This window comes from Micromonospora fluostatini (genome assembly GCF_050410825.1).
Taxonomy (GTDB): Bacteria; Actinomycetota; Actinomycetes; order Mycobacteriales; family Micromonosporaceae; genus Micromonospora; species Micromonospora rosaria.
In genome coordinates this window covers 898,950-919,355 of sequence record NZ_CP191251.1, presented here as the reverse complement: position 1 = coordinate 919,355, position 20,406 = coordinate 898,950, and the positions used below count along the sequence as shown (strand labels likewise).

General features: G+C 72.3%; 17 protein-coding genes. 1 reads left to right on the top strand and 16 read right to left on the bottom strand.

Annotated elements, in window-relative coordinates; translation table 11 throughout:
* Window positions 1-49: 49 nt before the first annotated feature.
* Window positions 50-1,402 carry a hypothetical protein gene (locus ACQUFX_RS04190; RefSeq protein ID WP_428964703.1) on the top strand — a complete coding sequence of 451 codons (1,353 nt, stop codon included), beginning with the start codon at window positions 50-52 and terminating at the stop codon, window positions 1,400-1,402.
* A gap of 12 nt (window positions 1,403-1,414) precedes the next feature.
* On the opposite strand, the gene ACQUFX_RS04185 is transcribed toward ACQUFX_RS04190, so the two are convergent.
* The 16 genes from ACQUFX_RS04185 to ACQUFX_RS04110 all read right to left on the bottom strand — a co-directional run bounded on the left by ACQUFX_RS04185 (window position 1,415) and on the right by ACQUFX_RS04110 (window position 20,385).
* A complete protein-coding gene (locus tag ACQUFX_RS04185; protein ID WP_428964702.1) occupies window positions 1,415-2,143 on the bottom strand; it encodes a GntR family transcriptional regulator in 729 nt (242 codons plus the stop codon).
* A gap of 86 nt (window positions 2,144-2,229) precedes the next feature.
* Complete coding sequence (locus tag ACQUFX_RS04180; RefSeq protein WP_428964701.1) at window positions 2,230-3,432, bottom strand: dipeptidase; 1,203 nt, start codon at window positions 3,430-3,432, stop codon at window positions 2,230-2,232.
* Between the two features lie 32 nt (window positions 3,433-3,464).
* Window positions 3,465-4,454: an ABC transporter ATP-binding protein gene (locus tag ACQUFX_RS04175; protein ID WP_428964700.1), complete on the bottom strand. Its 990-nt coding sequence runs from the start codon at window positions 4,452-4,454 to the stop codon at window positions 3,465-3,467.
* Window positions 4,438-5,424, bottom strand: coding sequence for an ABC transporter ATP-binding protein (locus tag ACQUFX_RS04170; protein WP_428964699.1), 987 nt, complete (start codon window positions 5,422-5,424; stop codon window positions 4,438-4,440). Before ACQUFX_RS04170 ends, ACQUFX_RS04175 begins: the two co-directional genes overlap by 17 nt.
* Window positions 5,424-6,257 carry an alpha/beta fold hydrolase gene (locus ACQUFX_RS04165; RefSeq protein WP_428964698.1) on the bottom strand — a complete coding sequence of 278 codons (834 nt, stop codon included), beginning with the start codon at window positions 6,255-6,257 and terminating at the stop codon, window positions 5,424-5,426. The genes ACQUFX_RS04170 and ACQUFX_RS04165 overlap by 1 nt, the downstream gene beginning before the upstream one ends.
* Window positions 6,254-7,429 carry a M24 family metallopeptidase gene (locus ACQUFX_RS04160; RefSeq protein WP_428964697.1) on the bottom strand — a complete coding sequence of 392 codons (1,176 nt, stop codon included), beginning with the start codon at window positions 7,427-7,429 and terminating at the stop codon, window positions 6,254-6,256. Before ACQUFX_RS04160 ends, ACQUFX_RS04165 begins: the two co-directional genes overlap by 4 nt.
* A 3-nt stretch (window positions 7,430-7,432) precedes the next feature.
* The gene (locus ACQUFX_RS04155) at window positions 7,433-8,320 is read right to left on the bottom strand and encodes an ABC transporter permease (protein ID WP_428964696.1); all 888 of its coding nucleotides are present in this window, start codon (window positions 8,318-8,320) and stop codon (window positions 7,433-7,435) included.
* A gap of 121 nt (window positions 8,321-8,441) precedes the next feature.
* Window positions 8,442-9,395: an ABC transporter permease gene (locus ACQUFX_RS04150; RefSeq protein WP_067365782.1), complete on the bottom strand. Its 954-nt coding sequence runs from the start codon at window positions 9,393-9,395 to the stop codon at window positions 8,442-8,444.
* A 34-nt stretch (window positions 9,396-9,429) separates the two neighbouring features.
* On the bottom strand, window positions 9,430-11,070 hold the full coding sequence (locus tag ACQUFX_RS04145; protein ID WP_428964695.1) for an ABC transporter substrate-binding protein: 1,641 nt from the start codon (window positions 11,068-11,070) through the stop codon (window positions 9,430-9,432).
* Window positions 11,067-12,269, bottom strand: coding sequence for a dipeptidase (locus ACQUFX_RS04140; RefSeq protein ID WP_428966855.1), 1,203 nt, complete (start codon window positions 12,267-12,269; stop codon window positions 11,067-11,069). The genes ACQUFX_RS04145 and ACQUFX_RS04140 overlap by 4 nt, the downstream gene beginning before the upstream one ends.
* A 256-nt stretch (window positions 12,270-12,525) precedes the next feature.
* Window positions 12,526-14,436 carry a PucR family transcriptional regulator gene (locus tag ACQUFX_RS04135; RefSeq protein ID WP_428964694.1) on the bottom strand — a complete coding sequence of 637 codons (1,911 nt, stop codon included), beginning with the start codon at window positions 14,434-14,436 and terminating at the stop codon, window positions 12,526-12,528.
* Between the two features lie 40 nt (window positions 14,437-14,476).
* A complete protein-coding gene (locus tag ACQUFX_RS04130; protein WP_428964693.1) occupies window positions 14,477-15,286 on the bottom strand; it encodes a TrmH family RNA methyltransferase in 810 nt (269 codons plus the stop codon).
* A 117-nt stretch (window positions 15,287-15,403) separates the two neighbouring features.
* Window positions 15,404-17,599 carry a transglycosylase domain-containing protein gene (locus tag ACQUFX_RS04125; RefSeq protein WP_428964692.1) on the bottom strand — a complete coding sequence of 732 codons (2,196 nt, stop codon included), beginning with the start codon at window positions 17,597-17,599 and terminating at the stop codon, window positions 15,404-15,406.
* 79 nt (window positions 17,600-17,678) lie between these two features.
* Entirely contained in the window at window positions 17,679-18,452 is a 774-nt protein-coding gene (locus tag ACQUFX_RS04120; protein ID WP_428964691.1) for a hypothetical protein, read from the bottom strand.
* 216 nt (window positions 18,453-18,668) lie between these two features.
* Window positions 18,669-19,778, bottom strand: coding sequence for an SPFH domain-containing protein (locus ACQUFX_RS04115; RefSeq protein WP_067365791.1), 1,110 nt, complete (start codon window positions 19,776-19,778; stop codon window positions 18,669-18,671).
* A gap of 133 nt (window positions 19,779-19,911) precedes the next feature.
* Complete coding sequence (locus ACQUFX_RS04110; protein WP_067365796.1) at window positions 19,912-20,385, bottom strand: NfeD family protein; 474 nt, start codon at window positions 20,383-20,385, stop codon at window positions 19,912-19,914.
* Window positions 20,386-20,406 lie beyond the last annotated feature (21 nt).

The window sequence follows — 20,406 nt, the reverse complement described above, 5'->3', positions numbered from 1 at the left end:
GGTCCGGCGCACCGGGCACGGCCGGACGAACCAGGGCCTAGTATGGCGTGTGCCCAACGAGCAGCTCCGGCGGATGGACGCCTTCACCTTCCCGTCCTACTCGATCGATCTCGCCACCGGCGAGGCGTTGTTCGACTACGCGCTGACCGGCCCGGACGGGGAGCAGCGGTTCACCGAGGTGATCACGTTCCCGCTGCCGGACGCCCCGCCGTCGGACGCCACGGTGGCCACCCTCGACCGGGTCCTCGCCCTGTTGCACCTGGTGGCCGGGGTGAGCTACTACAAGACCGCCGCCCCGCCCCGGCTGGTGCTGCCGGCGCCGCTGGGCGCCGACGCCGTCGCGCTGGTCACCGCCGTCTACACCAAGGGCCTCGCCGAGTACGCCTACCGCAACCGGCTGCCGCACGTGCTGGAGCTGACGCCCGAGGTGCCCGCCGGCGAGGTCCCGCCCGCCCGGGGGTACGACACCTCGGAGCTGCGCCCGCTCTCGGCGGTGGGCGGCGGGAAGGACTCGATCGTCAGCCTGGAGGCGCTGCGCCGGGGCGGGTTCGACCCGGTGCCCTTCTCGGTCAACCCGAACCACGTGATCGTCGCGGTGAACGAGGCGTCCGGGCTCACCCCGCTGGCCGCCCGGCGGCGGATCGACCCGGTGCTGTTCGACCTGAACGCGGCCGGCGCGCGCAACGGCCACATCCCGGTCACCGCGATCAACTCGCTGATCGCGGTCGCCACCGCCGTGCTGCACGGGCTCGGCCCGGTGGTGATGTCCAACGAGCGGTCCGCCTCCGACCCGAACCTGGTCTGGGACGGTCACGAGATCAACCACCAGTGGTCCAAGGGGGTCGAGGCGGAGGGGCTGCTGCGGGCGGCGCTGGCCGAACACGCCGGGCTGACCGAGCCGTACTTCTCGCTGCTGCGGTCGCTGTCGGAGCTGCACATCGCCCGGCTCTTCGCCGCCATCGACCGGTACGAAGCGGTGGTGACCAGTTGCAACGCGGCGTTCAAGCTGCGCGACGCGAGCGAGCGGTGGTGCCGGGACTGCCCGAAGTGCCGGTTCGTCTTCCTCGCCATGGCACCGTTCATGCCGCGCGAGCGGGTGGTCGGCATCTTCGGCGGGGACCTGCTGGCCGACGAGCGCCAACTCCCCGGGTACCGGGAACTGCTCGGCGTGGACGGCCACAAGCCGTTCGAGTGCGTCGGCGAGGTGGAGGAGTCGGTGGTCGCCCTCGGCCTCCTCGCCGAGCAGGACCAGTGGCGCGACGCGCCGGTGGTCCGCGCCCTGGTCGACGCGGTCCCGGAGCCGGCCTGGGCGACGGCGGCCCGCTCCGACGTGTTCACCCCGGGCGGCCCGACCTTCGTCCCGGCCGCCTACGCGAAGGCCCTCGACGACCTGGCCCCCTGAGCGCCCGCCCGGTCAGCCGACCCGGCTGATCTTCAGGGTGAGGATGTCGGTGCGGACGGTGAGGTGACCGTGGAAGAGGGCCACGTCACCGCTGCCGTACCCGATCTGGGTGCCGTTGATCAGGGGGTGCCCGGCGGGGACCTCCAGCCGGGCGGTCAGCTCCTCGTCGGCGAGGACGGCGGCGAACTCGATCTCGGCCCGCCGGACCGGCATCCCGGTCGCATCGGCCAGGAACTCGAACATGTCCAGGTCGATGCTGAGCAGGCCGGACGGGTCGAGGTCCCGGTCGGCCACCCGCAACGGCAGGTGGTCGCGGATGAACACGGCCGGGACCTCGTCGACGGCGAAGAGGCGGTCCACCCGCCAGCACGGGTCGCCGGGGGCCAGCCCGAGGACGTCGGCGCAGTCCCCGGGGCAGGCCACCCGGCTCACCGTGGCGTCGCGCAGGGCGGGGCGATGCCCGGAGGCGGTGATCCGGTCGCGCAGCGCGGTGACGTCCCCGATCGCCACCGGCACCCGGCCCGCCGGCTCGTGCACGAAGGTGCCGATCCCCCAGGTGCGGCGGACCACGCCCTCGGCGGCGAGCTGGCCGAGGACCTCGCGGACGGTGGCCCGGCTGACCTCCAGCAGGTCGGCCAGCTCACGCTCGTTGGGCAGCTTGTCCCCGGGGTGGAACTCGCTGCCGATCAGGTCCAACAGCCGTCCCTGTGCCGCCTGGAGCGCGGTCTCGCGCCGAGCCATCCACCCTCACCTCTCGCTCACCGCCGCCCACCGGCAGACGGAGTGTAGTAGTTAGCGGTGTACGCCCGGCACGGTCGTTCGGGTGGTCACCACACCTGCTCCAGGACCCGCAGGGTGTTGCCGCCGATGGCCTTGGCGATCTCGTCGTCGGAGTAGTCGTGCTTGACCAGCCACCCGACGATGCTGGTGAACGCCTCGGCCGGGTTCTCCACCCCGGACACGTACTCGACCCGGGGGTGTTCCGGGCGGTTGCCGGCGTCGTGGGCGTAGTTGGCGGCGTAGGTGTTGTGCACGCCGACATGGTCGCCGAACATGGTGTCCGGGCCGAACGTCACGTGGTCGATGCCGACCAGGTCGACGCAGTAGGTGAAGTGGTCCATCACCGACTCGATCGAGTGGTGCGGGTGCTTCTCCGACAGGGTGGTGTGCGGGGCCGCCTCGATGCCGATCACGCCGCCGCGCTCGGCGCAGGCCCGGATCACCTCGTCCGGCTTCATCCGGGGCGTGTCCCAGACCGACCGGGCACCGGCGTGGGTGATGAAGACCGGCACCCGGGACGCCTCGATGACGTCCAGCGAGGTCCGGTCCCCGGAGTGCGACACGTCGATGGCGATGCCGAGCTTGTTCATCCGGGTCACGGCCCGCCGCCCGAAGTGGGTCAGCCCGCCGTCGGACTTCTCGGACAGCCCGCCGCCGAGCATGTTCGCCTGGCTGTACGCGATGCCGAGCTGCCGGATGCCGAAGCCGTACAGGATGTCGATGCGGTCCAGCTCGTTCTCGATCGGGCTGCTGCACTCGAGGCCGGCGACCAGGGCGAGCCGGCCGTCCCGCTTGGCGGCGTGGATGTCGGCCAGCGAGGTCGCCAGGGTGACGTAGTCCTGCTTGTAGACGTCGGACAGCCGCATCCCGACCGCGTAGACCAGGTCGTTCCACTTCCAGCCGTTCTCGCTGGTGACGCAGGACGCCCCGGCCATGAAGTTGTCGAAGACGGCGGTCAGCCCGGACCGGGACAGCCCCTCGTAGCCGGTGCGCTGCCGGGCGGTCCGGTTGTACGCGCGCAGCTCCCGCACGTCGGAGGGGAGGATCACCGGGTGCTCGTGCAGCGAGATCGCGATGTGCTCGGTCAGCAGCCGGGTGACCCGCTGCTGTTGCGCGTCGGTCAGGCCGAGGTCGTGTCCGGGCACCCGACCGAGCTCCGGCGCCAGCTCGAACACCCGGTAGTCCGAGTGCGGCTCCAGGTACTCGTAGGACTTGTGGCCCTGGTACCGCGGCGCGGGTTCTTGCAGCACAGTATCTCTCCTTCGTGGACGAAGCCGGCGCGTCAGGCGGCCAGCGGATAGTGGCAGGCGACCGGGTGCTCCGGGCCGGCCAGCGGTGGCTCCTGGGTGGCGCAGGTGTCGGTGGCCTGCCAGCAACGGGTCCGGAACCGGCAGCCCGACGGCGGGTCGACCGGGCTGGGCGGGTCCCCGGCCAGCAGGATCCGCTGCCGGTTGCTCCGGCGGGCCGGCTCCGGCACCGGCACCGCCGACAGCAGCGCCTTGGTGTACGGGTGCCGGGGCGCGTCGTACAGCGGGGCCCCCGGGCCGCTCTCGACCAGCTTGCCGAGGTACATCACGGCGACCCGGTCGGAGATGTGCCGGACCACGGACAGGTCGTGGGCGATGAAGACGTACGCCACGCCCAGTTCCTTCTGCAACCGCTCCAGCAGGTTGACCACCTGGGCCTGGACGGAGACGTCCAGCGCGGAGACCGGCTCGTCGCAGACCACCACGTCGGGTTGCAGGGCCAACGCGCGGGCGATGCCGATGCGCTGCCGCTGCCCGCCGGAGAACTGGTGCGGGTACCGGTCCAGGTGCAGGCTCGGGTCGAGGCCGACCAGGTCGAGCAGCTCGGAGATCCGCTCGGTCCGCCGGGCCTTCGGCAGCACGTCGGGGTGGATCTCGAACGGCTGGGTGAGGATCTCGCGGATCGTCCGGCGCGGGTTCAGCGAGGTGTACGGGTCCTGGAGCACGATCTGGATCCGCCGGCGCAGTGCCCGCAGTTCCCGGCCCCGGGCGGTGTGCACCACCGCGTCACCGAACCGGACGCTGCCCCCGGTCGGCTTCTCCAGCCCGACCAGGGTCCGGGCCAGGGTGCTCTTGCCGCAGCCGGACTCCCCGACCACGCCGAGGGTCTCCCCCCGACGCAGCTCGAAGCTGACCCCGTCGACGGCCTTGACCACCCCGCCCGCGCGCAGCGACCCGCTGCGCTTGAGGGGGAAGTGCTTGACCAGGTTCTCGACCCGGAGCACGACGTCATCGCTGGGTGGCATGCAGCACCTCCGTGCGGTGGTGACAGGCGCTGGCCCGGTTGGCCGGCAGCGGCTCCAGGGCGGGCAGGTCGCTGCGGCACTCCGGGGTGACCCGGTGGCAGCGCAGGTGGAACGGGCAGCCGGTGGGCAGCCGGGCCGGGTTGGGCGGGGCGCCCGGGATGGCGTACAGCTCCTCGTCGGTGCGGTCCACCCGGGGCATCGAGGCGAGCAGCCCCTCGGTGTACGGGTGGGCCGGGCCGTCGAAGATCTGCTCGACGGTGCCCCGTTCGACGATCCGGCCGGCGTACATGACCGCGACGTCGTCGGCGACCTCGGCGACCACCCCCAGGTCGTGGGTGATCAGCAGCAGCCCCATGCCGCTGTCCCGCTGGATCTCCGCGATCAGCTCCATCACCTGCGCCTGCACCGTGACGTCCAGGGCGGTGGTGGGCTCGTCGGCGATCAGCACCGCCGGTTCCAGGGCGATGGCCAGGGCGATCATCACCCGCTGCCGCATGCCCCCGGAGAACTGGTGCGGGTAGTCCTTCACCCGGTTGGCGGGGGCCGGGATGCGGACCCGGTCGAGCAGTTCCACGGCGCGACGGCGGGCGTCGGCGCGGGACATCCCCCGGCGTACCCGCAGCAGCTCGGTGATCTGGTCCCCGACGGAGAAGACCGGGTTCAGGGCGGCCATCGCGTCCTGGAAGACCATCCCGATCTCCTCGCCGCTGACCCGGTCCCGGTCCCGCGGGGACAGGGTCAGCAGCTCCCGCCCGCGCAGGGTGACCGAGCCGGCGACCCGGGCCGGCGGGACGTCGAGGATGCCCATCACCGCCTGGGCGGTGACGCTCTTGCCGGAGCCGGACTCCCCCAGCAGGGCGAGGGTCCGGCCGGCGGCCAGCTCCAGGCCGACCCCGTTGACGGCGTGCACCGGCCCGCTCGGCCCGGGGAAGGACACCCGCAGGTCGGTGACCTTCAGCAGGGGTTCCATCAGAGGATCCCGGCTTCGGCGAGGAACTCCCGGACCACCCGCTGGAACTTCTCCGGCTCCTCCAACTGCGGGGAGTGCCCGGAGTGCTCGAAGACCACCAGCCGGGCGTCCGGGACCAGGTCGGCGATGACCTGGCTGGCCTCCACCGGGGTACGCCAGTCGTGCCGGCCGACGGTGACCAGGGTCGGGCAGGTGATCCCGGGCAGCTTCGGCTTCAGGTCGTAGGCCGGCATGTTCTGCCCGAATGCCGCGTTGTGGGTGCGGTAGTGGAACCGGGTGGCGGCCAGCCGGGCGGCGTCCTTGGCCGGGTCGTGCTGGTGGTCGTAGAGGGGCAGGATGGCCCGCCAGTAGTCGCGCAGCTCGTCGTTGCTGGCGAACCGGCCGGTGCCGATCCGGTCGATCGCCCACTGCGGGATCACCGTCCGGTCGGTGCTGCGGGCCCGCTCCACGGCGAGGTGGTCGTGCGCGGTGTCGGCGGCGGTGTCCCGCAGGATCAGCGCGGAGACCCGGTCCGGGTGGGCGACGGCGTACTCCATGGCGATGAACCCGCCGTACGAGCCGCCGGCCATGACGATCTTCTCGTACCCGAAGTGCTCCCGGATCGCGTCGACGTCGGCGACCCACTGCTCGTGGGTGAACGGCTCGTCGTCGCTGGACTCCCCGGAACCCCGGGCGTCGAAGACGATGACCCGCATCCGGTCGGCGAACGGCCCGAAGGACCGCGTCGGCTCGGACCGGGACCCGAGGCCGGGGGCCCCGTGGTGGACGATCATGGCCGGAGCGTCCTCGGGGCCGAACGCCTCGACCACCAGCTCGGCACCGTTGATCTTCATCGGACTCCCTCGATGATGTTCGATTCCAGGTCGCGGGGGTAGCTGGTCAGCCGGCGCGGGCCGGCGTCGGTGACCAGGACGGTGTCGGAGATCCGGTAACCGGCGTGCCCGGGGACGTAGACGCCGGGCTCGCTGGAGAGCAGCATCCCGTCGGCCAGCACGGTGTCGTCACCGTCCTCCACCCAGGGCGGCTCGTGGTTCTGCAACCCGATGCCGTGGCCCTGCCGGTGCCGGATGTAGTCGCCCAGCCCGTGCCCGCGCAGCACGTCCAGGCAGGTCCGGTTCACCTCGGCGCAGGTCCGGCCGACCCGCATCGCCTCGGTGCCGACCTGTTGGGCCTCCCGGTCGGCCTCGTAGTAGCGGCGCTGCTCGGCGGTGGGCTCACCGACCACGAAGGTCCGCTCGCTCTCCACGAACCGGCTGGCCACCGCCGCGCCGAGGGAGAGGATCAGGGTGTCCCCGGGCTGGATCCGGCGCCGGGTCGGCAGGCCGTGCGGCAGCGCCGAGTTGGGACCGGCGTAGACCAGGCCCCCGGCCAGCTTGGTGGTGTAGACGACCAGGTCGTAGTCGGCGTACATCCGGTCGGTGCCGTACCCGATGACGTGCCGGGCGATCTCGTCCTCGCGGGGCAGCTCCCGGCCGGCGCGCAGCGCCTCGGTGATCAGCTCCCGGCCGGCGGCGAGCATGTCGTCGCAGATCCGGGCCGCCGCCTCGTGCAGCGGGATCTCCTCGGGGAACTTGCGCAGCCGCAGCGTCGCCACCGCGTCGGTGACCACCAGCTCGGCGGCGGGCAGGGCGGCGGTGAGCTTGCCCAGCGCCCCGACGGTGAGCCCGCCGCCGTACCCGATCCGCCGGCTGCGCCGGCCGCCCAGCGCGGCGGCGAGGGTCTGCTCGGGGGTGACCACCCCGGGGAACTCGGCGTAGCTGACCGTCTCCAGGGTGACCCCCTGCTGGGCCGCGTACTCCTCGTCCAGGCGCGGGATGACCAGCAGCGGGTCCCCCTCCCGGGGCATCCACAGGTAGACCGGCCGCTCTGTGGCGATGTAGAAGAACCCGCTGAGGAAGGCGACGTCGGCCGGGGAGCTGGCCAGGAAGCCGTCCAGGTCGCGCTCGTGCAGCGCCTCGGTCAGCCGGGCACGGACGGTCGAGTAGAAACTGTCGGGCAGCCGCACGGGTCAGCCTCCGTTGCGTCGGGGGTCACGGGAGTCGTTGAAGCGCATCCCGGCGACGGTCGCGGAGAGCACCAGGACGAGGATCGCCAGGGACGGGAAGAGCGTCTGCCACCAGGCGATCGCGACCACGCCGCTGCGCTGGGCGTTGAGCAGGATCCGCCCCCACGACCAGGAGTCGGGGTCGCCGAGGCCGAGGAAGCTCAGCCCGGCCTCGGAGATGACCGCCCGGGACGCGGTCAGCAGCACGCTGACCACCATCAGCGGGATCACCGCCGGCAGGATCTCCCGGCTGACGATCCGCCAGCCGCTGGCCCCGAGCACCCGGGCCCCGTCGATGTACGGCATGGCGGTCACCACCAGGCCCTGGGAGCGGATCAACCGGGCCACCTCGGGCCAGGCGAAGACGCCGATGATCACGGTGAGGGTCACCACGCTGGGGCTCACCACCGCCGCCAGCATGATCATCAGGGGCAGGGTGGGCAGCGCCAGCATCACGTCGGTGATCACCGTGCCGACCGCGTCCACCCCGCGCACGTACGCCGAGACCAACCCGATCGCGGTGCCGAGGACCAGGGCGATCAGCGAGGCGGCCACCCCGATCACCAGGCTGGTCCGGGTCCCCCAGACCACCTGGGCGAAGATGTCCTGCCCCAGGTCGTCGGTGCCGAACCAGTGCGCCCCGGACGGGGGTTGCAGCACGTCGGCGCTGGTACCGCCGGGCTCGTCGGCGATCAGCGGCGCGAAGAGCGCCAGCAGCACCATCACCACCAGGACCGCCACCGACAGCAGCGCCGACGGCTGGCGCAGCCAGTCCCGCCAGGCCGCCCGGGTGGCCCCCACCTGGGGCTCGGTGGGCGGCACCGTCTGCTCGGTCAGCACCGGAGCGCTCACCGGACTCTCCTCTCGTCGATGACGGCCGCCCCCGTCGGGGCCGGACGGCCGGGGCCCGGAGTGCCGCCCGGCCGGTGCCGGGCCGGGATCGGCCGGCGGGCCCCGGCCGGGTATCGGGGGATCACAGTCGGATCCGTGGGTTGAGGACGGCGTAGAGCAGGTCCGTCAGCGTGTTGGCGACCACCACCGTGACGGCGAGCATGATGAAGGCGCCCTGGAGCACCGGGTAGTCCCGCTGCCCGACCGCCTCGAAGATCAACCGGCCGACGCCGGGGTAGGCGAAGACGGTCTCGGTGAGCACCGCCCCGCCGACCAGGGTGCCCAGTTGCAGACCCATCAGGGTCAGCGCCGGCAGGATCGCGTTGCGCAGGCCGTGCTTCCAGACCCGCCGCCGGGTGGACAGGCCCCGGGCCCGGGCGGCCCGGATGTAGTCCTCGCCGAGCACCTCGATCATGTTGGTGCGCAGGGTCAGCGCGTACGGGCCGAGCTGCACCAGCACCAGGGACGCCACCGGCAGCACCAGGTGGTGGGCCAGGCTCGCGTACGCGGCCAGCCCCCGGGTGTCCGGGTCGATCGCCCCGCCGATGGGGAACCAGCCCAGCCGGGCCCCCAGGTACACCAGCAGCAGCATCGCCACGCTCGGCACGAACAGGGCGTGCCCGCCGATGCCGGCGGCCTGGAGGATCTTGTCCGGCCAGCGGCCCCGGTGCACCGCCGCGTACACCCCGATCGGGATGCCGATGGCGATGGTCACCAGGAACGCCGTACCGGCCAGCAGCAGTGTCCACGGCAACCGGTCGACCAGGATGTCGGTGACCGGCTGGATCTGCCGGAACGAGATGCCGAAGTTGCCCTGGGTCAGCTCCCGCAGGTACGACACGTACTGCTCCCAGAGCGGCCGGTCCAGGCCGTACGTCTTGAGCAGCGCCGCCTGCATCTCCGGGGTCATGTCCCCCTCGACCATCAGGGTCGTGGGGTCCCCGGGCAGCAGCCGGAGCAGGAAGAACGTCGCGGTGATCGCGATCCACACGGTCAGGACGGCCTTGACCGCCCGGCTGAGCACGAACCGTGCCACGGGGACCCCCTTTCCCTTCTCAGGTGGTGCCGGCTCAGCCGACCGGCTTGACCTGGGCCAGCGAGTACGCGGTGACCATGCCGAGCAGGTCCGACGGCGACGCGACGAAGCCGTTGAACTTGCTGGCGTTGTGGGCGAACTGGAAGTTCTCCACGTACAGCGGGGTCAGGTACGCCTGCTCGTGCACGACCTTGTCGATGTTCTTGATCTTCTCGACGAAGGCGGCCTGGTCGGTGGTACCGGCGGCGTCGTTGATCAGCCGGTCCATCTCGTCGGACTTGAGCAGGTTGTAGTTGATGCCACCCGGGTTGCTCGACAGGTAGGTGCTGCGGAGCTGGTCCATCGGGTTGTCGAAGACACCCCACTGCGAGGCGTCGATGTCGTACTCACCGCTCTTGGTGCGGGCCAGGAAGGTGTTCCGCTCCACGCACTCGTTCTCCAGCTTGATGCCGGCCTTGGCGGCGCTCTCCCGGAACAGCTGCACCACCCGGGTGATGTTGGCGTTGGACTGGTCGCAGGCGACGCCGAAGCTGAGCCCGTCGAAGAACCCGTCGTTGTTGCCGTCGGTGTAGCCGGCCGCGCTCAGCTTGGCCTTCGCGCCCTCCGGGTCGAACGGGTACGGCTGGATCTCGGTGTTGTCGTACTCGGAGAAGATCGGCGAGATCGGGCCGGCCATCTGCTGGGCGTCGCCCTGCAGCACGGAGGCGATGATGGCCTTGGTGTCCACGGACATGGACAGCGCCTGCCGGACCTCCTGCTTGGCCAGCTCCTTGTTGTTCATGTTGTAGGTCAGGTGGGCGAAGCCCAGCGCCCCGACCTTGGTCAGCTCGATCTTGTCGTCGTTGTCGAACGACTTCGCGGCCGACGCCGGCACCGGGTTGCCCATCAGGTCGATGTCACCGTTGCGCAGGGCCAGCATCATCGTGTTGACGTCCGGGTAGACCCGGTACTCGACCTGGGTGAGGGCCGGCTTGCCCTCGGGGGCCAGCGGGTAGTTCTCGTTGCGCTTCATCACGTAGCGCTGGCCCTTGGTGGCGCTGTCCAGGACGAACGGCCCGGCGCCGACCCAGTCCGAGTCGTTGGCGAACTTCGACAGGTCGCCGGCCTTCTCGAAGACGTGCTTCGGGACGATCGACATCCAGAAGCCGACGCCCTCGGCGAACGGCGCGTACGGCTGGGACAGCTTGAACTTGACCGTGGTGGCGTCGGTGGCCTCGATCGACTCGACCCAGGTCAGCTTGGCCGCGACGTTGCCGAGCTTGTACTCCATGATCTTCTCGGCGCTGAACTTGACGTCCTCGGCCGTCACCGGCTGGCCGTCGGTCCACTTGAAGTCGTCGCGCAGGTTGAACACGGCGGTCTTGCCGTCGTCCTCGTACCCGTAGTCCTTGGCCAGCTCCGGGGCCTTCTTCGCGTTCTCGTCGATCCGCAGCAGGTGCGGGTACATCGCGTTGAGGATCCAGGAGTCGGTCTTGGACAGCGACTGCAGCGGGTTGAAGTTGGAGACGTCGGTGGTGGTACCGATGCGCAGCACGGTGCTGGCGTCACCGGAGGTGCTCTCACCGGAGTCGTTGCCCTCGTTGAGTCCGCAGCCGGACAGGGCCAGCGCGGCGACGGCGCCGACCGCGACGGCGACCCGCCACCGGCCGAGCCGGCGGATGTTGGACGTGCTCACCAGACCTCCCGAAGAACGCGAATGATGTTGCCCCCGATGACCTTGGCGATCTCGTCATCGGAGTAGTCGTGCTTGACCAGCCAGCCGACGATGTTGCTGAAGCACTCGGCCGGGTTCTCCATGCCGGAGACGTACGGCACCCGGGGGTGCTCCACCGCGCCGTGCGCGTTGCTGATCGCCAGGTGCTGGGTGAAGCTGTCGTGCAGGCCGACGTGGTCACCGAAGTTGGTGTCCGGGCCGAACGCCACGTGGTCGATGCCGACCAGGTCGACGCAGTAGGTGAAGTGGTCCATCACCGACTCGATCGAGTGGTGCGGGTGCTCGGCGGAGAGGGTGGTGTGCGGGGCCGCCTCGATCCCGATCACCCCGCCCCGCTCGGCGCAGGCCCGGATCACGTCGTCCGACTTCATCCGGGGCGTGTTCCAGACGCTGCGGGCCCCGGCGTGGGTGATGAAGACCGGCACCCGGCTCGCCTCGATGACCTCCAGCGAGGTCCGGTCGCCGGAGTGCGACACGTCGATGGCGATGCCGAGCTTGTTCATCCGGGTCACGGCCCGCCGCCCGAAGTGGGTCAGCCCGCCGTCGGTGACCTCGGAGAGGCCGGAGCCGAGCATGTTGGCCTGGCTGTAGGCAATGCCCATCTGCCGGACGCCGAAGCCGTACAGGATGTCGATCCGGTCCAGCTCGTTCTCGATCATCGTGGCCGCCTCCAGCCCGGCCACCAGGGCGAGCTGGCCGTTGCGCTTGGCGGTGAGGATCTCCTCCAGGGTGGTGGCCACCACCACGTAGTCCTGCTTGGCCACGTCGGCGAAGCGCAGGCCGATGTCGTAGATGACGTCGTCCCACTTCCAGGCGTGCTCGCTGGTGACGCAGCCGGTGCCGTTCATGAAGTTGTCGAAGACGGCGGTCATGCCGGAGCGGGCCAGGCCCTCGAAGCCGAACGAGTTGCGCCCGGTGCGGTTGTAGTCCCGCAGCTGGCTGACGTCGGCCGGCAGGATCTTCGGGTGCTCGTGCAGGGAGATCGCCATCTGCTCGGTCAGCAGCCGGCTCACCCGCTGCCGCTGCGTGTCGCTGAGGCCGAGGTCGTGCTCGGGCACCCGGCCGAGCTGCGGGGCGAGCTCGAAGACCTTGTAGTCGACCCGGGGCTCCAGGTAGTCGAACGACCGGTATCCGTCGTATCGGGGGGCTACGTCCTGCACCAACCAGCTCACCTCGGGTCCACTCGGGCCCCGCCGCGACACACCGGCGAGGCATGAGGATGGAGGTCTGACCTCCTGCCTTCGAGCACGCTATGTGACGGGTAAACGGGTTGGGAAGATTCCGTGACCTGACCGTTATCCAGCCGGGCGAAATTAACCCGCCAGCAACAAACACCCTGCTCAGGAGGCTGAGCACCGGATCAGCGGAACGGTCAGCCCACCCCGTGCGTCCGGCCGGGCCCCGCCACCGAAGGAATCAGGGGTGACGCACCGCGTCGAGCGCGAGCAGGGCCACGTGCAGGGACAGGCACGCCTCGACCGAGTCGAGGTCGACGTCGAGGATCCGCCCGATACGGGCCAGCCGCTCGTAGAAGGCCGGCCGGGACAGGTGCGCCACGGCCGCCGCCGCCGACTTGTTCCGCCCCTGGTCGAGGTACGCCCGCAGGGTGCCGACCAACTGCTCGCGCGGATGCCGGGCGTCGTGGGCCAGCAGCGCCCCGAGTTCCCGCTCCACGAACGTCTGCACCCGGGGCTCGTCGCGCAGCAGGTGCAGCAGCCCGGCGAGCCCGATGTGCGGCAACCGGAAGACCGGCAGGTCCCGCCGGTCCCGCCGGGCCGCGTCGGCGATCTGCCGGGCCTCCAGCAACGACCGCCGGGCCTCCCGCAGGCTCCCCACCCCGGACCCGGCGGCCACGATCAGGCCCGCCGCCCCCTCGACCGGCCCGGCGTCGGGCACACTTACCCCGCCGGCCGACCCGGCCGAGTCCGCGCCGGGCGCACCCGCCGCCCCGTCGGCCTCGCCGCCGGCCGGGCCGGCCGAACGGCCCACCGCAGCCGCCGCCCGCAGCGGGTCCGGGTCGCCGACCGGGGTACGCGGCACCGCCGCGCCGACGGCGACCACCGGGCGGGTGCCGGGGTTCGCCCGGAGCCGGCGCAACGCGGCGGCGAACGCGGTGAGCGACCGCCCCTCGGCCGCCGGATCCGGCAGCGCGAGCAACACCCCCACGGCGGTGTCGTCGATCGCGCTGGACAGCCCGGTCAACCGGGCCTCCCGCAGCGCCTGCCCCACCGCCTCGGCGAGGTCCCGCAGCCGGGCCGGCGCCGCGTCCGGGCCGGCGTCGGGCTGCCCGTACTCCCCCACCGGGTCGTCACCGCGCTGCCGGACCACCACCCCCACCAGGTGCCGCCGCTCCACCACCACGCCGAGCGCCCGCGCCCGCAGCGCCACCTCGTCCACCGGCCGGGAGTGGTCCAGCAACGCGGTCAGCAGGGTGCGGTGGATCTGCCGCTCCAGACCCTCGGCGTCGCGCTGGATCAGCCGGCCCAACGCCAGCGTCGAGGCGGCCCGCTCGACCAGGATCGTCAACCGGGTCGGCGGCCCCCCGGGCACCGAACGACCCGCCGGGCCGGCGACCACCGGCAGGTCGGCGCCACCCCCGCCGGGCCAGCGCAGCAGCAGCCGCCCCCAGTCCTGCCCCCGCGCCCCCACCGTGGTCACCAGCCACCCGCTGTCCGGGTCGTACGCGGTCCGCCCGGCCGGCCGGATCCGGCGGGAGTGCCGTTCCCAGCCGTCGAGCAGCAGTTGCGCGTCCTCCCCCGCCGCGTCGTAGCCGAGCACCTGCCGGGACAGGTTCTCCAGCACCACCGGGCAGCCGGACAACTCGGCCGCCTGCCGCAGCACCTCCCCCGGCCCGGCCCCCTCGACGGAGAGGTCGGTGAACCGCTGGTGGATCTCCTCGGTGGACCGCAACTCGGTGAGCTGCGCGTTCACGATCAGCGCGTGCACCGCCTCGGTGATCCGGACGAACGGGGTGGGCCGCCGCAGCTCGACCAGGGGCAGCCCACGTCGTTCGGCCGCCGCCACCATCGCGCGCGGCACCCCACCGAGGTACCGCCGGCCCAACTCGACCACCAGCCCGGAGACCCCCACCTCGGCCAGCGCGGCGACGAACGCGCGCAGCCCCGCGTCGTCGGCGGGCAGCCCGATGCCGGTGGTCAACACCAGCTCACCGCCGCCCAGCTCCGGGGCGATGTCGGGCACCTCGGTCACGTGCACCCACCGGACCGGCCGGTCCAGGCCGGCCTCACCGGCCACCAGCCGGGGTGCGCCGTGCCGGACCGGGTCGAGGACCAGCACCTCGTACACGGTAGGGAACACGGCCGCCACGCTACCGGCCGTGACCTGCGCCGGACAGCCGGCCGCCGGGCTACAGCGGGTCGTCGCGGCCCAGCTCCCAGCAGGCCACGGCGGTCGCGGCCGCCACGTTGAGCGAGTCGACACCCCGCCGCATCGGGATCACCACCCGCACGTCACTGGCCGTCATCGCCGCCCGGCTCAACCCGGGCCCCTCCGCCCCGAGCAGCAACGCCGACCGGGCCCGCTGCCCGGCGGTCAGCCGCTGGACGGGTACCGCGTCCGGCGCGGGGGTCATCGCCAGCACCGTGAAGCCCGCCGCCCGGACCTCGGCCAGCGCGTCCGGCCAGGGCGCCAACCGGGCGTACGGCACGGCGAAGACCTCACCCATGCTGACCCGGACACTGCGCCGGTACAGCGGGTCGGCGCAGGACGGGGAGAGCAGCACCGCGTCCACCCCGAGCGCCGCCACCGCCCGGAAGATCGCGCCCAGGTTGGTGTGGTTGTTCACGTCCTCGAGGATCACCACCCGGCGGGCGTCGGCGAGCACCCGCGCCACCTCGGGCAGCGGCCGGCGGTGGAACGAGGCCAGCACCCCCCGGTGCACGTGGAAGCCGGTCGCCTTCTCCAGCACGTCCGGGGTGGCCGCGTACACCGGCGCGTCACCGGTGTCGAGGTCGGCGAGCTGGTCCACCCGCTTGGCATCGACCAGGAACGACCGGGGCGGGTAACCGGCGCGCAGCGCCCGCCGCAGCACCAACTCCCCCTCGGCGATGAACAGCCCGTGCGGGGGCTCCCACCGGGTCCGCAACTCGACGTCGGTGAGGGCGCGGTAGTCGGCGATCCGGTCGTCGTCCGGGTCGGTGATCTCGTGGACGGGCACGGCGACGATTGTGCCCGACGCCCGGTCGGGCCCCCGGCCGAGGATCCGCGGGGTGTGCGGTGTTAACAAGGGGCCCCTCCTCTACCGGAGGCGTTAACAGGGGGCCCTTCCTTACCGCTAGCCCCGGCGGCCCTGGAGCCAGCGCATGATGTCGGCGGGCAGGGCGCGCTGCGGGTCCTCGGTCGTCGGGGTGGGGCGGGGGGTCGGGCGGCGGGGTTCGCCGGCCAGTTCCCGGCTGGGCGGGGTGAACCGACGGACCTCCTGGCCCTCGACGGCGGTCGAGATGACCTCGGCGACCCCGGTGATCACCCGGGCCTGCACGGCGGCGCCGACGGAGTCGCTCGGGTCGTCCGGGTTGGCGGCGATACCGGCCACCGCGGCCTGCGGGGTGAAGCCGACGAAGCTCTCCGTGGCGGCCCGCTCGGAGCTGCCGGTCTTGCCGGCGACCGGCCGGCCGTCGAGGATCCGGTTCACGGCGGTGGCCGTACCGCCGTTGCACTGCCCGGACGAGGACTGCTGGCCGACCGGGCAGCGGGCCGCGTCGGTGGCGGCGCGGGCCACGTCGGCGTCGAGCACCCGCCGGCAGGACGGGTCGCCGACCGGCACCCGGTCGCCGTTCCGGGCGGTCACCGACAGCACCGGGGTCGGGGCGCAGTACAGGCCCTCGGCGGCCACGGTGGCGTACGCGTTGGCCAGGTCCAGCGGGGTGGTGGCGGCCACGCCGAGGGTGAACGAGCCCCAGTCCGCGGCGTTGTTCTCGGCGAAGGTGGCGTCGGCCTGGGCGCGGAAGGTGATGCCGAGGCGCTGGGCCATCTCCACCACCTTGTCCTGGCCGACCTGTTCGGCGAGCCAGACGAAGTACGTGTTCACCGACCGGCCGAAACCGTCCCACATCATCCGGTACCCGTCCATCCACGCCGGGTTGGCGTTGGCCGGGCACCAGCGGCCGTCGCAGGTCGCGTCGCCGGGGTCGGCCGGGTAGCGGGTGGGCAGCCGGCTGGGCGCGTCGAAGCCGGTGGCGAGGGTACGCCCGTTCTCCAGCGCGGCGAGCATGGTGAAGAGCTTGAAGGTCGACCCGGCCTGGTACCCCTCGACGCTGCCGCCGCCGGCGACCAACTGGTTGACCGTGTTGGGGTGGTTGTCCTGCCCGTCCGGGTTGGCGGCCAGGCTGTAGTGCCGGTTCACGGCCAGGGCGAGCACCTTGCCGGTGCCCGGCTCGACCGCCGCGATCGGCAGCGCCCGCTGGTTGTCGTAGTCGTAGACGGCGGTGGCCTGGCGCTGGGCGGTGGCCTGCACGTCCGGGTCGAGGGTGGTGACGACGGTGTACCCGCCCCGGCGCAGCGCCTGCTCGCGCTCCTCGGCGGTGGCGCCGAAGGCCGGCTGCTCCAGCCACCAGCGGCGCAGGTAGTCGCAGAAGAAGCCCCAGCCGGTGTCGTCGCCGTCCGGGGCGGCGGTGCAGCCGTTGGGCTGCCCGGTCGGGTCCAGGGTCAGCTCCTCGGCCTTGGCCCGGTCGGCCTGCTCGACGGTGATCGCCCCGGTGGTGACCATCGAGTCGAGCACGTACGCCCGCCGGTTCAGGGCCGCGTCGGCGTCACCGTCGATCGGGCTGTACTGGTCCGGCGACTGCACCAGCCCGGCCAGCAGGGCCGCCTCGGCCAGCGTCAGCTCCGCCGGGGGCTTGGCGAAGTAGCGCTGGCTGGCGGCGGCGACCCCGTACGCGCCGGAGCCGAAGTAGGCGATGTTCAGGTATCCGTTGAGGATCTCGTCCTTGCTGAGCCGGTCCTCCAGCGCGGCGGCGTACCGGATCTCCTGGAGCTTGCGCCCGACCGTCTGCTCGGTGGCCGCGGCCCGCTCCTCGGCGCTGCGGCTCGGGTCGTTCTTCAGCACGTTGCGGACGTACTGCATGGTCAGCGTGGAGCCGCCCTGGGTGCTGCCGTCGGCGGTGGCGACCAGGGCCCGCAGCATGCCGCGCAGGTCCACGCCGCCGTGCTCGTAGAAGCGGCGGTCCTCGGCGGCCACGATCGCCTGCCGCATCACCGGCGCGATCTCCGTCAGCGGCACGTCGGTGCGGTTGACGTCGTAGAACGTGGTGATCAGCGTGGTGCCGTCGTTGGCGTAGAGGTAGGACCGCTGCGGGGTGGCCGGGGTGCGCAGCGCGGCGGGCAGGTCCGCGTAGGCCTGTAGCGCCGAGCGCGCGGTGAGACCGAGCAGGAGGTTGCCCGGCAGCGCGGCGACCGCGACGGCCAGACCGACGAGCACGCCGGCGAGCAGCACGGTGAACAGCCTCGACAGCGGGGTCCGGGATGACGGCATGGTTCCCAGCATTGCCACGTTCCTCCGTGTCCGACCACCGTCGGCCTCTCCGTGTCGTCCATCTCACCTGCGAAAACGGTCACGGTGCGGGTGGTGTGGTGGAGAGGCTGGCGCTGGCGGCGTCGCGGACGATGGCGGCCGGGACGAGCCGGCCGGAGCGGTAGCCGATGCCGATTCCGGCGATCAGCACGGCGATCGCGCCGAAGGTCTGCAACGAGCCGATCAGGGCCCCGCCGAGACCGAGCAGCGGGGCGGCGACCATCAGCAGGGTGCCGTCGCCGATGCTGAACGTCCCCGAGCGGGCCACCGCCCAGCCGGTGAGGAACCAGCCCACGCTGTAGCAACAGGCGCCGACCAGGACCAGGGAGCGGGCCGTGGTGCCGAAGACCGGGGTCTGCTCGGCGAAGCCGGCGAACGGGAGCATCAGCACCGTGCCGGCGATGCTGACCAGCAGCCCGGCGGTGGCCGTCCGGCGGCTGCGGGTGGCCGCCAGCAGCCCGGTCAGCGCCAGCAGGGCGAGCAGTCCGAGCCAGACCGCGGCGACCCAGCCGACCAGGTACACCGGGCGACCGTCGGCGGGGTACGGGTCGTTGCCCACCCCGCCGTCGCTGGCCATGGCGACGATGCCGTAGAGGATCGCGTACGCCGGCAGCAGCCAGACCGCCGCGCGGGCCAGCCGGCGGACCGACCAGGCCCAGGTGGCGTTGGTCGCCGGGCCGGCGGGGGTCGGGTCGGCGACGAACGGCAGCACCCCGAACCCGCCCCCGGTACGCCGGGTGCCCAGCGGACCGGCGGGGTCGTGCGCGCCGGGTACCGGGGCCGAGGACCACACCCTGTTCACCGGATCCTTCATGCGTCACCTCGCTCACTGCGGGCGGTACGCCGACGCACCGGCGCCCCGGCGCCCGCTCACCAACCCGTCCTGGGACCGATCGTGGCAGGCGCCGGGGCGCCGCATGAGGATTATTCACATGTGTCGACCGGGCCGCCGGTGACCCGCCGGGCGACCCGGTCGGCCGCGCTGGTCAGGGGTGCCGGGGGACGGGCCGCAACCCGTCCCCCGGCCCGGTCAGCCGCGTTCCCGCTGCTCGGCGGGGTCGGCCACCAGGCTGGCCGGCGAGACCGGCTCCGGTGCCGGCAGCCCCGGCGCCGGCTTGCTCCCGGCCGCCTGCGCCTCGGCGACCCGTACCTCGTCGTGGATCTCCTGGGCCGCCGCGGCGGCGGCCTGGGCGGCCTCGGCGGCCTCCCGCTCCACCTCGCTGGCCCCGTCGGAGGCCTCCTTCGAGGGGACGTCGCCGACCATCTGGCTCAGCCCGCCGAGCGCGCCACCCATGCCCTCCAGGGCCCGGGTCAGCTCGGTCGGCACGATCCAGACCTTGTTGGCGGTGCCGTTGGCGATCTGCGGGAGCGCCTGGAGGTACTGGTAGGCCAGCACCTTCTGGCTCGGGTTGGCCTGGTGGATGGCGTCGAAGACGGTCCGGATCGCCTTGGCCTGACCCTCGGCCTGCAGGATCCGGGCCTGCCGGTCACCGTCGGCGCGCAGCACCGCGGCCTGCTTCTCACCCTCGGCGGAGAGGATCTGCGACTGCTTGTGCCCCTCGGCGTTGAGGATCGCCGCCCGGCGGTCCCGCTCGGCGCGCATCTGCTTCTCCATCGAGTCACGGATGCTCGGCGGCGGCTCGATCGCCTTGATCTCGACCCGGGTCACCTTGATGCCCCAGCGTCCGGTGGTCTCGTCGAGCACGCCGGACAGGTGCCGGTTGATCTCCTCCCGGCTGGTCAGCGCCCGCTCCAGGTCCAGCGAGCCGATCACGTTCCGCAGCGTGGTCACGGTCAGCTGCTCGATCGCCTGGAGGAAGTTCGAGATCTCGTAGGTGGCCCGGACCGAGTCGACGACCTTGAAGTAGAGCACCGTGTCGATCGACACGACCAGGTTGTCGGAGGTGATCACCGGCTGCGGCGGGAAGCTGACCACCTGCTCGCGCATGTCGACCTTGGTCCGGACCGCGTCGATGAACGGGACCAGCACGTTGAGCCCCGGGTTCAGGGTCCGCTTGTACCGCCCCAGCCGCTCCACCACGTCCTGCCGCTGCTGCGGCACGATCCGGATGGACTTGGCCAGCGTGATCACGCCGATCAGCGCGACGGCGATCAGCATGACCGGGATTATGAACTCCATTCACTCACCTTTCCGCTCGGGGCGGCTCATGACAGCGGGGGTTTCGGTCCCGCCGGACCGGGCGGTACCCCGGTCCCTCACATTCGGGGGGCGGCGCGGTGCTCCGGACCTCGACGCGGAGGGCTCCATCGGCTCACCTCTCCACCCCGGGCAGCTCGCCGGAAGGCGTGATCTCGTCCCGCCAGACCAGGGCGGTGGCGCCCTGGACCTTGATCACCTGGACCCGTTCGCCGGGCGCGAAGACCTGGGTGGCGTCGTACGACCGGGCGCTCCACAACTCGCCGTCAATCTTGATCATGCCATGGTCGACGTCGACCTGCTCCAGGACCAGCGCGGTCGAGCCCTCGATCGCCTCGACGCCGAAGGGCTGCTCGCCGCTCTCCAGGGCGGTCCGCCGGTGCCGGCGGATGGTCGGCCGGGCCGCGAGGGTGGTCAGCGCGGAGACCACCGCGAAGACGACCGCCTGCACCGCCACCGGCGCACCCAGCGCCGCCGCGCCCGCCGCCGCGAACGCGCCGACCGCGAACATGATCAGAAACAGCGTCGCCGTGAAGATCTCGGCGACCGCCAGCACCACTCCCAGCACGATCCACAGCACGGCGTCCACCCTTCGATCGTGACACGTCCA

Bases quoted from the DNA above. Each gene is read 5' to 3' on its own strand.
- ACQUFX_RS04185 (WP_428964702.1), bottom strand. From the start codon at position 2,143: ATGGCTCGGCGCGAGACCGCGCTCCAGGCGGCACAGGGACGGCTGTTG.
- ACQUFX_RS04175 (WP_428964700.1), bottom strand. From the start codon at position 4,454: ATGCCACCCAGCGATGACGTCGTGCTCCGGGTCGAGAACCTGGTCAAG.
- ACQUFX_RS04170 (WP_428964699.1), bottom strand. From the start codon at position 5,424: ATGGAACCCCTGCTGAAGGTCACCGACCTGCGGGTGTCCTTCCCCGGG.
- ACQUFX_RS04165 (WP_428964698.1), bottom strand. From the start codon at position 6,257: ATGAAGATCAACGGTGCCGAGCTGGTGGTCGAGGCGTTCGGCCCCGAG.
- ACQUFX_RS04125 (WP_428964692.1), bottom strand. From the start codon at position 17,599: ATGCCGTCATCCCGGACCCCGCTGTCGAGGCTGTTCACCGTGCTGCTC.
- ACQUFX_RS04120 (WP_428964691.1), bottom strand. From the start codon at position 18,452: ATGAAGGATCCGGTGAACAGGGTGTGGTCCTCGGCCCCGGTACCCGGC.
- ACQUFX_RS04115 (WP_067365791.1), bottom strand. From the start codon at position 19,778: ATGGAGTTCATAATCCCGGTCATGCTGATCGCCGTCGCGCTGATCGGC.